Genomic DNA, 13974 nt, shown 5'->3' with positions numbered 1-13974 from the left:
GTTGATGGCGTCGATGAACGCCCGGCCGAGTCCCGGCCAGTTGAAGACGGTCTCGACGACGACCGACCCGGCGACGATGCTCGCCGTCAGCGTCGCCGCGAGCGTCACGACCGAGATCAGCGAGTTTCGCAGGACGTGTTTGAGCACGACTTGGCGCTCGGGCAGGCCCTTCGCGCGGGCGGCGGTCACGTACTCCTTGTTCAGTTCCTCGGCCATCGAGGTGCGCATCACGCGCATGATGCTCGCCGCCGCGGCGGTCCCGATTGTCAGCCCGGGTAGGATCAGGTACCACAGCATTTCGGGGTGGTACAGCGGCAGTCGCGAGGGTGCGAGCACCGGCCACCAGCCCAGCCAGAGCGCGCCGACGAGAATGAGCATCAGCCCGAGCCAGAAGTTCGGGATCGAGATGCCCGACAGCGCGAGAAACCGACTGATCGTATCGCCGAATCGGTCCTTGTTGACCGCCGCGTAGATCCCCGTCGGGATCGCGATGAGGAGGCCGAACGCCCAGCCGAACAGCCCCAGCGCGATCGTTTCGGGCAGCCGTCCGAGAACGATCTCCGAGACCTCGCGGTTGGTTCGGACGACCGTGCCGAAATCGCCCGTCAGCACGTTCGACATCCACGTCAGGTACTGCTGCCAGACCGGTCCGTCGAGGCCGTAGCGCGCGCGTATCTGTGCCTCCTGTGCCGGCGTGATGTCGGGGTTCAGCGCGACCATCTGACTGACCGGGTCCCCGGGCGTCAGATGGACCAGCCCGAACGTGATCACCGACACCCCGAACAGGATCGGGACGATCGAGAGGATGCGATTCAGTATGAAACGTCGTAAGCTCATGTTAATCCGCTACTACAATCATGTGTTCGTGCAGTCATTGTAAACGCGTGGGTTCGCCCGTCGAGTCGTCACTCCTCGCGGTCGAGCCACATCGCCTGGGCCTCCGTGGGGTTGTACAGCGCGAAGCTGTAGACCCCCTCGTCAAAGGGGTACATCCGGAAGCCGGTGACGGCGGTGTTCGAGACCGCCGCCTCGATGTCGAAGTGGGTGATCGAGCTGTAGCGTCGATCGGCGAGTAGCTGCCAGATCTCGTCGTAGCGCTCCGCGCGGAGCTGTTCGTCCTCGACGACCTCGGGATCGAAGCGCGCGGCGTCGACGAGATCGTCGAACTCCTGGTCGCTGATTCCCGTCATGTTGCAACACTGCCCGATGTTCGCCGAGCCGTGAAGCGCGTCACAGTAGCTCTCGGGGTTGAACGTCCCCGACAGCCCGATACAGGGGATGAGCTCCTCCTCGGGGTACTCGGGGTCGAGCACCCGTGTGGTGTAGGTGTTCCACTCGTAGGTTTCGACCGAGGTCTCGAAGTAGTCCGTCTGGCCCATCGATTCCGCGATCAGCTCGACCATTTGCACGCGGTCGTCGTTGTCCGCGTTGGTCTCGAGGGTGACCTGCAGGGGATACTCGATCCCGAGGTCGTCGCCGACCTCGTCGAGGATCTCTCCGGCGCGCTCGGGGTCGTACTCGTTTGCGGGGCGCAGTTCCTCCTCGAGCGCCTCGGGGTCGGTCGTCCCGGACTCCTCGGCGAGTTCGGGGATGGGCGTCCAGGCCGGGCGTGCCCAGCCGTTCAGGACGTTCTGGACGATGCTCTCGCGCGGGACAAGGTGGTTGACCGCGGTGCGGAGACGCTGGTCGTCCCACGGCTCGATGTTGACGGGATACTGGATGTACTCGTAGCCGCCGGCCTCGATCCCGGCGACGAGGAACTCCTCCGAGGAGTCGAAGTCGTCGAGGGTGTCGGTCGTCAGCCCGGTCGTGACGTCGATCTCGCCGTTTCGCAGCGCGGCGGCGCGGCTCGCAGGGTCCGGAACGATTTCGGCCTCGATCGTGTCGATGACCGGCCCGTCGGGGTAGCCCTCGGGACCGTCGAACCACTCCTTCTCGGCGATGCCCAGGTCCTCGACCCAGTAGTCCCTGAACTTCGAGAGCTCGTAGTACTGCTCGTCGGCGAAGTCCTCGAACTGGTAGGGGCCGGTACCGATCGGCTCGTTGCCCTGGCGGGGATCGATCGCGCCGTCCTCGAGGCCGGCCTGCTCGGTCGTGAAGACGTAGATTCCGGGAAGCTGGCCCTCGGCCTCCGCGTCGGGGACCTGCGCGAACAGGTCGACCGTGTACTCGTCGACCTCGCGGGCGTGCAACAGGGAGTCGAACGTCTGGGCCGAAACGTCGGAGTTCTCGTAGCGCTCGACGCTCAGCACGACGTTCTCGGCGGTCAGCTCCTCGCCGTTGTGGAACTGGACGCCCTCGTGGAGCCGGTAGCGATACTGCATCCCGAAGACGCCGTCGTCGACGGCTGCCGAGGCCTCCTCGGGGGTGATGACGCGGACCTCGTCGCTCTCGACGGGGTCGTCATCGGGGTGCTGGAGGAGGACCTGCGCGTCCGTTTCGAGGACGCCGTCCTCGTTCGCGCTCACGGCCGTCATGTAGTCGGCGTAGGCGGTGCGGTCGATGTCCTGGGTTTCGACCAGTTCGTAGCTCTCTGCGAGCCACGGGTAGTAGGTTCCCGCCCGATCGGAGGTGATCAGCTGCTCGAAGATGAAGTTCTGGGCCTGCGTCGCGGTCGTGTCCGTACTGTAGGGCGGATCGAACGACGAGACGTTTGCCCCGACGGCTGCCCGGAGAGTGCCCCCCTCCTGAAGATCGCCGAAATCGACTTCCTCCCCGTCCCCGACGTCCGGCCCGCCGTCGCTCTCGTTGTCGCCGTTACCGTCGCCGTTGCCGCCGAGACAGCCGGCGACGCCGACCACGCCGGCGGTACCCATCCCCTGGAGAAGACGGCGACGATTGAGGTTCCGCGCGGATCGGTGGTGATCTCGAACCATGATGTTTTTCTCCGAATCGAAGACACATATATATGTTGTTCATTCGTTGATACAATCTTCGCTACGTCGAGAATATAACCCCACTTATGTCCAAATATATGCTTTCATCCGCTATTATTCGATAGTGGGACTATCGCTCTCCTATATACCTGAAAAAACAATCAACGTTATCTATCGTTATTCAACGACCTACCGGCGTGTTCAAGTGTACGATTCGTGGTCGCTCGGCGTCCTGACGACGGGGTCGTAGTTCCGGTCGAACTCAGTCGTCGCCCTGTTCGTCGACGATGACGACCTCGCCGTCGACGACGTCGACGTTGATGAGCGTTTTCACCGAGTAGGGTGACTCGTCGAGTTTGTTCTCCCCGCCGACCTTCTTGATGACCGCGATCACGTCCTCGACCTCCGCGCCGATATCGCCCAACGCCTCGGTGATCGCTTTCAGGGTACCGCCGGTGCTGAGGACGTCGTCGAGAACGAGCACGCGGTCGCCGGCCTCGACGTCGTTGATGTACATCTGGTTCTCCGAGTAGCCCGTCTCCTGGAAGAGCGCGACCTCCCCCTCCAAACCGTACTGGCGCTTTCGAATCACGACGAGGGGGATGTCCGTCATCAGCGAGACCGCAGTCGAGATATGGATCCCCATCGCCGCAGGGGTCACGATCTTGTCGACGTCCTCCAATTGGGCCTTGCGGATGATCCTAATGACGATCTCGCGCAGGAGGCTCGGCTCGAGCATCGGCACACCGTCGCTGATGGGATGGACGAAGTAGTGATAGCCGTCCTTCTCGATGATGGGCGCGTCCTGAAGCGACCGGCGCAACTGATCCATGTCGTATCTACTCGATCCGTCAGTAAAACCTGCCGGTCCTGCCTTCTCACTTCCGAACGAGTCCCTCGAAATGGCCGGACAGAACCACTCCATCCTCCTCGTTCCGACAGACCGCCCTCCCAGTCGCCTCGTAGCGGTCCTCGCGTTCGGTGACCGTCTCGGTCGTCCACTCGCAGGTGATCCGTTCGCCCGTATGGACCGGCCGACGGAAGTCGTACTCCATCGTCCGGGCGATGAACTCCTGGTCCCCACCGATCTTCGTGGGAATCGTCGCCGTGAGCAGACCTTGAACGATCAACCGTCCGTCCTCGTCGGGGTCGGTGTGGATGGACTGGGTATCGCCCGAGAGCTCGCCGAACTGCTTGACGTCCTCGTCTGTGAACGTGCGCTCGTGGGTATAGGTATCGCCCTCCTCGGGTGGTTCGGCTGGCATTGACGGTATCGTTGCTGTGGGGTCGAATAAAGTATGGGGGGAACGGTAGCGGTGTGGTGGCGGGGGCGGACCGCAAGCGAACGACCGTAGGGAGAGAGTGAGCGGCCTTTTTCGAGGAGTGTTTCGCTCGGAGCGGTTCGCCAAAGCGCGAACCCGACGAGAAAAAGATCCTAGAGGAAGACCAGCACGAACAGCACGATCGTCAGTGCCATGACGATCAGCATGATCGTCCCGCCGATGGTCGCCCGGAGGTAGAGTCGGGACGGATCGCTGTCGGCGGCCGTTCCGTGCCCGCCGTCCGGCCGGCGTTCCGAGACGGATCCCGAACCGTCGTCCGTCGTTCGCCGGCCGCCGTCGATCGGGAGCCGCCGCGTGACCCGGCCGACCGCCAGGACGGGATTGGTGCCGATCCAGTAACACCTGCGGACGAACCCCACCGCGGCGCGGTCGACCGCGGCGAACGTCCCCGTGACTGCGAGCACGCTCACCCGGCCGGTGTAGAAGACCAGCGGGTTGAGCACCCGGTCGACGTCGGGGACGTGCCCGAGCGCCGAGAGGGGCTTTCTGATGAGCACGAAGCCGATCACTGCGATAGCTACTAGCAACGCGGAGTCGGTCAGGTGCCCCGGGCTGTAGGGATGCAGGTCGAGTTGGGCCGAAAACGGCAGCAACTCGACGAACGTGGGCCAGGCGATCCCGACCCCGAGACAGACGGCGCCGACCGAGAGCATCCCCACCGTCTGGCCGAGTTTGGCGTCCTTCACGTCGGTCGTCGCCGGCCCGTGGAGGAAGGCGTAGTAGCCCAGTTTGATGAACGACAGAAGGGTCCCGACCGCCCCGGCCATGAGCAACCAGTACAGCGCCTCGTACTCGGGTGCGCCGTAGTAGTGCGGGTCGGCGGCGTCGAGGATCATTCCCTTGCTGATGAACCCGTTGAACCCCGGGATCGCCGTGATCGAGAGCGCCCCGAACAGGTAACCGAGAGCCGTCAGGGGCATCTCGCGCCACAGCCCGCCCAGCTCGTAGAGGTCCTCCTCTCCCGTTCGATAGATGATGACGCCGACGGCCATGAACAGAAGCGCCTTGAACAGGACGTTGTTGAACAGGTGGGCCATCGCGCCGGCGATCCCCATGGCGCTGCCGATCCCGATCCCGGCGACGATGTAGCCCAGTTGGGCCTGAATGTGGTAGGACAGCAGCGCGCGCATGTCGTGTTGAAGTAGCGCGAAGGTCGCCCCGTAGACGGCCATCAGACCGCCCATGTAGGCGATGTAGAGGTGACCGTCGGGGAACGCCTGATAGAGGACGTACGCCGAACTCTTCGTGGTGAACACCGAGAGGAACACCGAGGCGGCGATGTGGGGGCGCTTGTAGGTGTCGGGCAGCCAGGTGTGGAGTCCGATGAAGGCGCAGTTGATGCCGATCCCCAACACCGCGAGCAACGCGGGCGCGCCGGGGGCGATGCCGCCCTCAAGCGCGAGGCTGCCCGTCTCGACGTAGTGCCAGGCGACCGCCCAAATGAGTAGTACACCGCCGGTGCCGTGGGCGATGGCGTACCGAAAGCCCGCCCGGACGGCGTCGCCGCCGTAGGCCCAGACGACGACCGTGCTCGTGACGGCCATCAGCTCCCAGAAGAACAGCAGCGTGAGCCAGTCGCCCGCGAAGATCACGCCCGCCACCGAAGCGATATACGAGAGGACGAACGCCATCGTCGACTTCGGCAGGCCGGTCGAGGCGGCGTACGCCACCGCGGCGGTCCCGAGGAAGCCAAAGCCCAGTCCCAACAGCCGAGAGAAGTCGTCGACGACCAACAGTTGGGCGTCGAAGCCCAAGAAGAGCACCGAGAGGTACTCCCCGGGTGACGTGAGCAGCGCGACGGCGAACAGGTAGATCGTCGCGAGCGCACCGACGGCGTAGCCCGCCGTTCGGGGAACGACCGCCACGACGAGGGCCGCGAGCACGATCGGTAGTGCGGGTGGAACCGCCGAGAGCAGGTCGACGGGGCTCATGGGACCACCACCCCGGTGACCGTCTCGACGATGTAGCGCGCCAGATCGAAGAACACCGCCTGGCCCGGAACGACCCCGAGGACGACCGCGCCGGTCGCGATCAGCCCGATCGGAACCATCATCAGCCATGTGCTTTCGGTCCAGGGGCTCCGGCGCTCCCAGCCCTCGGCGGGCGGGCCGCCGTGGTGGTGGTCGTGGTCGTCATGATCAGCGGGTTCGTGGTCGTCAGCACCGGCGTGGTCGCTCGGGAACTGATCGACCGCGTAGCCCTGCCCGCGGTTCGCGTCGTCATCGGGCCGTCCCCCGTCCGTGAGCCGACCGACCGAAACGCCGTAGGATTCGGGTTTCCCGCCCATGGGGAACTCCAGTAGGGGTTTGGCGTCGTGGGCGTTTTCGCTCTCGAAGTAGGCCGTATAGACGACCGGCCAGAAGTACGCGATGTTGAGCAGGCCGCTGACGATCAGCGAGCCCGAGAAGACCGTCCCCATCAGCGGGCTCATCGTCGCGCTTTCCGCACCGATAACGCCGATGCCGCCCGCGCCGAGCCCGCCGATCAGCATGTAGTACTTGCTGACGAAGCCAGCAACGAGGGGAATGCCGGCCATTCCGGCGGCTCCGACGGTGAAGGCGGCCATCGTGAACGGCATCCGTTTGCCGATGCCGGCCATCTCGCTGATGTAGTCGGTGTGGGTCTCGACGTGGATCGACCCCGCACAGAAGAACAGCGTGAGCTTACAGAACGCGTGGGCGGGGATGTGAAAGAGCCCGCCGAGGATCGCATACGGATGGAGCATCGACAGCCCCAGCACGATGTACGAGAGCTGTGCGGTCGTCGAGTAGGCGAGCCGACGCTTGAGGTGGTCCTTCCGCAGCGCGATGATCGAGGCCGCAGTCAGGGTGAAGGCCGCGACGATCGCCAGCGGGATGTGCACACCCAGATCCGCAGCGAGGTCGGGTCCGTAGACGTCGAGGATCACCCGCGAGATGCCGAAGGCACCCGACTTGACGACCGCGACCGCGTGTAGCAGTCCCGAAACGGGCGTCGGCGCGACCATCGCGTCGGCGAGCCACGAGTGGACCGGCATCAGCGCGGCCTTCACGCCGAAGCCCGCGACCAGGAGGCCGAACGCGAGGCGGGCGAACCACGGGTCGGCACCGGCCGCTTCTGCGAGCGCCGGGATGCCGCCCGCGGCGAAGTCGACGGTGCCGGCCATCTGAAAGACCAGCACCGTCCCGGCGAGCACGAGTACGCCGCCGCCGAAGAAGGTGTAGGCGACGTACTTGCGCCCGGCGATGCGCGCCTCGCGGTCCTCGTCGTGAGCCACCAGCGGGTAGGTCGACACCGACAGTAGCTCGTAGAAGACGAAGATCGTCACGAGGTTCTGGGCGAAGGCGATGCCCAGCGCCGTCGAGAGGCTCATCGCGAACGCGGCGAAAAAGCGCGTCTGGTTGGGCTCGTCGAGCCCGCGCATGTAGCCCACCGCGTAAAACGCCGTGAAGACCCACAAGAACGACGCGAGCAGGGCAAACACCATCCCCAACGGATCGGCCCGTAGGGCGAACTCGACGCCGGGGACGAACGTGCCGAAACTCCAGACGTAGATGGTTCCGTCGAGGACGCCCGGCAGCATGCTGGCGACGATCCCGAACTTCGTGAGTGCGGCGATCACCGACCAGCTGTCTCGGACGTTCGGGTAGCGATACGACGCGACGATCATCCCCGCCGCGAGAAACGAGACGAGGACGGCCAACAGCGGTCTGATACTAGCTACCTCAACCATTGAGAATCACCTCGACGAACGGCGAGAGCAGGGCATCAAAGACCCCACCCGCGAACCCGAGCCCGACCGCGAGCAACGCGGCGAGGATCGTCACCCCGAGCATCCCCTTCGAAACTGTGCCCGGAGCGACCCTGCCGGGGACGCGGGCAGGACCATCGGTCACCGAATCTCGCTCCCGTGTGCCGTCGGAGTCCCCCGACTCGCCCCCGTCCGCCGCGACCGCATCCGACGTCGGTCGGTCCGCAACGGGAGTGAAGTACATCTTCTCGAGCAGCCGCGCGACGTACGCGAGCGTGAACATCGTACTCAGGAACACCACGACTGCGACGGGCCACGCGCCCGCCTCGACCGCGCCGACCGCGATGTACCACTTGCCGACGAAGCCGATCGAGGGGGGTACGCCCACGAGCGCGATTCCGAGCACCGCAAGCGAGCCCGCCGCGAACGGCATCCGCTTTGCGAGGCCGGCGTACTCGTCGACGGTGCGCGCGCCGACGCCCGCGGCGATCGTCCCGGCCGCGAGGAACAGCCCGCCCTTCATGATCGCGTGCCCGAGCAGGTGGATCTGTGCACCGACCAGCGCGGTGTCGTTGACCAGACCGTAGGCGAGTACGACCAGACCGAACTGCGAGACCGACGAGTAGGCGAGTATCCGTTTCACCTCCGTCTGCATGGCGGCGAGCGCGCTGCCGGCGAGGACGCTGATCGACCCGAACGTCACGACGACCTCGGTGGTGTAGGGGTTCGCGACGAGGAACTCCACGGTAAAGACCGAGTAGACGAGCCGGAACAGCGCGTACGCCGACACCGTCGAGACGAGCGCCGCGACCATCGGCGTCACGCCGTCGGGCGCGTGCTGGTAGGCGTCGGGCTGCCAGCTGTGCAGCGGGAACTGTGCGATCTTGATGGCGAACCCAATGAAGACGAAGGCAAACGACGAGAGGACGAGCGGGTCCGTATAGCCCGCCTGCTCGGGGATCGCCGTCGCCAGATCGGTCATGTTCAGCGTCCCCGTCGCGACGAACAGCAGGCCGACGCCGATCAGGTATAGCGACGCGCCGACCGTTCCGATGATGAGGTACTTCAGTGCCGCGACCGCCGATTCGCCCGAGCGTCCCTTCGAGATCAGCGCGTAGGTCGTCAGCCCGACGATCTCGAGGAAGACGAACATGTTGAAGACGTCGCCGGTCAGCGTGAGCCCCGAGAGCCCGCCGACCAGCAGGAGGTACGCGCTGTAGAAGCTGTTGCCCCGCGGCCCGCCCGTGCGGGTGTACGCGAGGACGCCGGCCGACACCCCGGTGACGAGGACGGCAAAGGGCGTCGAGAGCCGGTCGGCGACGAGTTCGATCCCGATCGGCCGCGGGAAGCCTCCGAGCTGGTGGACCACCGCTTCGCCCGTCGTGAAGACGGTGGCGGCGAGCCATATCGCAAGGCCGAACGACGCGGTCGTCACAAGCGCGGCGATCGTCCAGCCCGCCCGGTCGTAACGAAGCCCGAGGAAGTGTGGCAGGGTCGCAGCGAGGATTGGGACGACGACCAGCAGTACGGGAACGTTCTCAATCATCGGCGCGCACCTCCCGGAGGACGTCCTCTCGAAGGGTCCCGTACTCGGTGTAGATCCGCACGATCAGTGCGAGGCCGACCGCCGTCAGGGCGACCCCGACCACGATGGCAGTCAGCACGATCACGTGGGGCAACGGACTCACGAGCGTCGTCGTCGGCCCGCCGGCGTCCTTCGGCACGACGGGCACGGCCCCGCCCTCGACGTACGCGACGGCGACGAAGAACAGGAAGATCGCCGTCTGGAAGAGGTTGACCCCGATCAGCTTCTTGACGAGGTTCTGGCTGGCGATCACCATGTACAGTCCCACCGAGAGCAGGACGATGAACGCGACGTAGGCATACCGGGTCGCAAGCAGGTCGAGCATCACTCCTCACCCCCCGTTTGCGTGTCGCCACGAACCCGTGGCTGGTCGTCCCGCGGGGCGTCGGTGCTCTCGGACCCGGCGATCGCCTCGGTGGCAAAGCCCGCCGCCGTCACGAAAAAGAGGCTGATCACGGTGCCAGAAACGATCGCCGCGACGCCGAGGATCTCGATTCCCTCGATCCCGTAGCGGGTGGGATGGGGGATCGGCAGCAGCTCGTACTGGAGGAACGCGCCCCCGAGAAGCATCGGCACGACCCCGATCGTGCCGAACGCGAGGACGCCGCCGGCGATCAGTCCCGTGACCACGCGGTTGTCGAGCCACTCGCGGGTCGGCTCGATCCCGAAGGCAAAGGCGAGCATCAGGATCACGACCCCGATGATCGCCCCGCCCTGAAAACCCCCGCCGGGGGCGTCCGCACCGTGGAAGGTGACGAACAGCCCGTAGGTCAACACGAACGGCGTGACGATCTTCACCGTCGTCATGATGACCTGACTCTCGACGTAGGAGTCGTCGATCGAGCCGCTCATGCGAACACCTCACGGTGGAGCACGAGCAACACGGCGACCGCCGCCCCGAAGACGACGACCGCCTCGCCGAACGTGTCGAACCCACGGTACGCGGCGAGCACCGCCGCCACGGTGTTCTGTACGCCCGTCTCGGCGTAGGTGTTCTGGAGGTAGTACTGTGAGACGTCCGGGTTGGCCCACGCGATGGCACTGGGATCGCCCACAGCGGGGATCGCCGGTAGGACCGCCGCCCCCATCACGAGCGCGAACGCGCCGACCGCGATCAGCGCGGGGACGTTCACCGACTCGAAGAGCTCGTCGGTCGGCGGCCGGACCGTCTTCGCGATCGTCAACAACAGCAGGATCGTAGTGACGCCGGCGCTGATGGCGGCCTCGGTCATCGCCACGTCCGGGGCGAACAGGACGGTATAGAGGATCGCCATTCCCAGGCTGTAGGCGGCGAAGACGATGATCGCCGAGAGCACGTCCCGGAACAGCGCCGTGGCGACCGCCGTCGCGAGCACGAAGACGACGAGCGCGGCTTCGAGGGGCGTCATGGCTCGTCCTCCCGCCAGGGCTCGATCCCCGACTCGTAGGCCGCCCGGGCGATGGCGTGGGCGGCCGTCGGATTGGTGATGAAGATGAAGAACATCAGGAGGACGGTGATCAGGGTCGCGGGCTGCCAGCCGAGCGCGAGCGCGACCGCCGCGAGCGCGAAGCCAGCCCCGAGGGTGTCGGCCTGCGAGGCGGTGTGGGCCCGCGTATAGACGTCGGGCAGGCGGAGCACGCCCGTCGTCGAGACGAACGTGAAGAAGACCCCGCCGGCGACGAGGACGACGATCGACCCCACGCGGAGGCGTTCGATCATATAATCCCACCCCGCTCGACGGTGAACTTCGAGATGGCGATGGTCATCAGGAAGTTCAACAGTGCATAGATCAGCGCGATGTCGAGGAACCACGGCTCCTCGAGGCCCGCGGCGAGCAGCGCGAGGATCACCACGGTGTTGGTCCCGAGCACGTTGACCGCGAGCACGCGGTCCTGCATCGTCGGTCCCTTGATCACGCGATAGAGCATCGCGATCGCGAGGACGACGAAGACCGCCGCCGCACCGATGAAGACGTCGTTGACGAGACTCACGACTCCTCACCACCGAGGATCTCCGTATCGCCGCGCTCCTCGGGCGAGGCGATACTCATGGCACTTCGCCCGTAGAAGACGAAGCGGACCGCCCGCTCCAACCCGCCGTCGAAGAGCCCCTCGCGGGTCGCGGGGATCAGCGCGTGAACGATCAGGTCCTGATCGTCCGCCCGAACGGTCAGGGTGCCCGGCGTGAGCGTGATGCTGTTCGCAAGCGACGTCAGCGGCAGGCCGCTCGGGGTCGTCACCCGAACCCGAGTCATGCGCGGCTCGATTGGGAGCGAGGGCCGCAGGATGACCGCCGCGACCTGGAGGTTCGACTTGACGATCTCGAAGAGGAGATACGGCACGTACAGGAAAAACCGGACGACCCGCATCGACGAGCGAACCGCCCGCGGGGGCCGCGTAAACGTCACGTGATCGAGTGTGAGCGCGACGATCAGCCCGGAGACCGCGCCCGTCGCGAGGTCGAACGGGTAGGTCGGATCGCCCAACACGAGGTAGAACCCAAAGGAGACCAGAAACAGCGTCACGAACCGGCTCGCGCCCCCGGCGGTGACCAGTCGGCTCCGGCGGGTTTGACGCTCGACCGGTGCCTCCTCGTAGTCGAGACCGTACGCTTCGAGGCGGTGTTCGAGCGGTCGCAGCATCGGCGCGGTCGCGCCGGGATGGTACTCCGGATCGATGAGGAGTCGATCGATCCCGTTTTGCTCCGCGTAGTCGGCGAACGCGTCGGCGTAGTCGGTCGGACTGAACAGGTAGCGATCGGTCCCGATGACGGCCGTTTCGACGGCGACCGATCCGTCGCCGTCCTCGTCGACCCACGTCCTGACCCGATCGAGCAGTTCCTCCGCGTCCTCGATCGTCCGTCGCCCGGTCGGCGTCTCCTCGTCGGTGCTTACCGCCGCGACGAAGTGCAGTTCGACGGCCCCTTCGGATTCGAGCGCCGATTCGACGGCGTAGCCGACGGTCCGGCGGAACGTCACCGACTGCTCGACCGGCACGAGCAGCCGCTCAGGCACCACGAACGACCCCCCGTAGTGGTACGTCTGTGCTACTCATGGCTGGGGCCCCATACTACTCGAATCAAACGTCACACGTAGGAAAACGATTTCGTTATCCCTCGCCCCGGTCGGAGGCTTCGCCGAGGGTCCGTGCGAGCCGCCTCGCTACCGCCGCGCCGATCTCGGCTTTCGTTCCCCGGTGCTCGGTGACCCCGCCGTCGACGAACAGGGTACGCGTCTCCGCTGCACCCATCACGCCCGCGTCGTTCGCGACGACGAAGCTCATGTCGACGCGATCCTTGATCGCTCGGGCGGCCTCGACCATCGCCTCGTCGTCCCCGCTCGTCTCGGTTTTGAACCCAATGATCGGCAGCTCGGGGTACTCCTCGCGCACCGCGTCGACGACCTTTGGACTGGGAAGCAAGTCGAGCGAGAGGTCTTGGCCCGAGCGGATCTTCTGGTCCTCAGTCTCGACGGTGTAGTCGCTGATCGCCGCGACCGAGACGTACGCGTCGGCCCCGGTCGCGGCCGCGAGCGCGGCCTCCGAGAGCGAGACGCCCTCCTCGACGCGTACGACCTCCGCGTAGGCGGCGGGGTCCTCGTCGGACCCTTCGTCGAGTGGGTGGGGCCCGATCAGCGCGTGGATGAGCGTTACGTTCGCCCCGGCGACGTAACAGGCGCGCGCGACTTCCCTCCCCGTTTTGCCCGACGACCGGTTCGTCAACACGCGCACGGGGTCGACCGACTCGGCGGTCGCGCCGGCGGTCACGACGACCCGCTCGCCGGAAAGCGGTGATGGCGTGGCGATCCGCGCGGTGGTGAGCGCGATCGCGTCCTCGCTCGCGATCTTCGCTTTCCCCTCCTCGATCCGCGGTGAGACGAACGAAACGCCCCATTCCTCGACGCGCTCGATGGCGTCGAGCACGCCCGGATGGTCGTACATCGGCTCGTGCATCGCGGGGGCGATCACGACCGGTACCCCGGCTCCGAGGGCGGTCGTCGCACACGTCGTGACGGGCGTGTCGTCGATCGCGCTCGCGATCTTTCCCACTGTGTTCGCGGTGGCCGGCGCGATCAACAACACGTCGGCCCAGCCGTCCCGCCCGCAGAGGTCGACGTGTTCGACTCTCCCCGTCAGTTCGGTGATCACGTCGTTTTCGGTGGCGAACTCGACGCTCCACGGATGGACGATCCCGCGAGAGCCCTCGCTCATCACGGCCCTGACGTTCGCGCCGCGCCGGCGGAGTTCGTGGGCGATCTCCACGACCTTGACCGCGGCGATCGATCCCGTGACACCCAACGCGACGTTCACTCCCGAGAGCATTCACTCGTCCTTCTCGACCCGCGGGGTTAAACGTAGCCGGTCGTCGCCGAAGCCCGACTCTCGTTCGTTCGCCGTTCGCACACCCCGCTGCCTCGCGGCGATCCGTCCTCTAGCCGAATCGTATCAGTCCAAACACTCACA

General features: G+C 65.9%; 14 protein-coding genes. All 14 read right to left on the bottom strand.

Annotation, left to right across the window (positions count from 1 at the left end; genetic code table 11):
• Positions 1–837: ABC transporter permease (locus EAO80_RS11660; RefSeq protein ID WP_162993984.1), on the bottom strand; the 837-nt coding region annotated here is incomplete at its 3' end.
• A gap of 68 nt (positions 838–905) precedes the next feature.
• On the bottom strand, positions 906–2876 hold the full coding sequence (locus tag EAO80_RS11655; RefSeq protein ID WP_122090060.1) for an ABC transporter substrate-binding protein: 1971 nt from the start codon (positions 2874–2876) through the stop codon (positions 906–908).
• A gap of 262 nt (positions 2877–3138) precedes the next feature.
• Positions 3139–3708 (bottom strand): hypoxanthine/guanine phosphoribosyltransferase, encoded by a 570-nt coding sequence (gene hpt, locus EAO80_RS11650; RefSeq protein ID WP_122090059.1) that lies wholly within the window; start codon positions 3706–3708, stop codon positions 3139–3141.
• A gap of 46 nt (positions 3709–3754) precedes the next feature.
• A complete protein-coding gene (locus tag EAO80_RS11645; protein ID WP_122090058.1) occupies positions 3755–4141 on the bottom strand; it encodes a MaoC/PaaZ C-terminal domain-containing protein in 387 nt (128 codons plus the stop codon).
• Between the two features lie 170 nt (positions 4142–4311).
• Positions 4312–6150, bottom strand: coding sequence for a Na(+)/H(+) antiporter subunit D (locus EAO80_RS11640; protein ID WP_122090057.1), 1839 nt, complete (start codon positions 6148–6150; stop codon positions 4312–4314).
• Complete coding sequence (locus tag EAO80_RS11635; RefSeq protein ID WP_122090056.1) at positions 6147–7931, bottom strand: proton-conducting transporter transmembrane domain-containing protein; 1785 nt, start codon at positions 7929–7931, stop codon at positions 6147–6149. Before EAO80_RS11635 ends, EAO80_RS11640 begins: the two co-directional genes overlap by 4 nt.
• Positions 7924–9495, bottom strand: a complete 1572-nt coding sequence (locus EAO80_RS11630; RefSeq protein ID WP_122090055.1) for a monovalent cation/H+ antiporter subunit D family protein — start codon at positions 9493–9495, stop codon at positions 7924–7926. The genes EAO80_RS11635 and EAO80_RS11630 overlap by 8 nt, the downstream gene beginning before the upstream one ends.
• Positions 9488–9859 carry a cation:proton antiporter subunit C gene (locus EAO80_RS11625; protein ID WP_122090054.1) on the bottom strand — a complete coding sequence of 124 codons (372 nt, stop codon included), beginning with the start codon at positions 9857–9859 and terminating at the stop codon, positions 9488–9490. Before EAO80_RS11625 ends, EAO80_RS11630 begins: the two co-directional genes overlap by 8 nt.
• Complete coding sequence (locus EAO80_RS11620) at positions 9859–10386, bottom strand: MnhB domain-containing protein (RefSeq protein WP_122090053.1); 528 nt, start codon at positions 10384–10386, stop codon at positions 9859–9861. The genes EAO80_RS11625 and EAO80_RS11620 overlap by 1 nt, the downstream gene beginning before the upstream one ends.
• The gene (locus EAO80_RS11615) at positions 10383–10922 is read right to left on the bottom strand and encodes a DUF4040 domain-containing protein (RefSeq protein WP_122090052.1); all 540 of its coding nucleotides are present in this window, start codon (positions 10920–10922) and stop codon (positions 10383–10385) included. Before EAO80_RS11615 ends, EAO80_RS11620 begins: the two co-directional genes overlap by 4 nt.
• Positions 10919–11233 (bottom strand): monovalent cation/H(+) antiporter subunit G, encoded by a 315-nt coding sequence (gene mnhG, locus EAO80_RS11610; RefSeq protein ID WP_122090051.1) that lies wholly within the window; start codon positions 11231–11233, stop codon positions 10919–10921. Before mnhG ends, EAO80_RS11615 begins: the two co-directional genes overlap by 4 nt.
• A complete protein-coding gene (locus tag EAO80_RS11605; protein WP_122090050.1) occupies positions 11230–11505 on the bottom strand; it encodes a cation:proton antiporter in 276 nt (91 codons plus the stop codon). Before EAO80_RS11605 ends, mnhG begins: the two co-directional genes overlap by 4 nt.
• Positions 11502–12530, bottom strand: coding sequence for a monovalent cation/H+ antiporter subunit E (locus tag EAO80_RS11600; RefSeq protein WP_122090049.1), 1029 nt, complete (start codon positions 12528–12530; stop codon positions 11502–11504). The genes EAO80_RS11605 and EAO80_RS11600 overlap by 4 nt, the downstream gene beginning before the upstream one ends.
• Before the next feature lie 91 nt (positions 12531–12621).
• Complete coding sequence (gene coaBC / locus EAO80_RS11595; protein WP_122090048.1) at positions 12622–13833, bottom strand: bifunctional phosphopantothenoylcysteine decarboxylase/phosphopantothenate--cysteine ligase CoaBC; 1212 nt, start codon at positions 13831–13833, stop codon at positions 12622–12624.
• Positions 13834–13974: the final 141 nt, after the last annotated feature.

This window comes from Halalkalicoccus subterraneus, from assembly GCF_003697815.1.
GTDB lineage: Archaea > Halobacteriota > Halobacteria > Halobacteriales > Halalkalicoccaceae > Halalkalicoccus > Halalkalicoccus subterraneus.
Note: the sequence above shows the minus strand (reverse complement) of the source record. Positions and strands in the feature narration are given on the sequence as shown.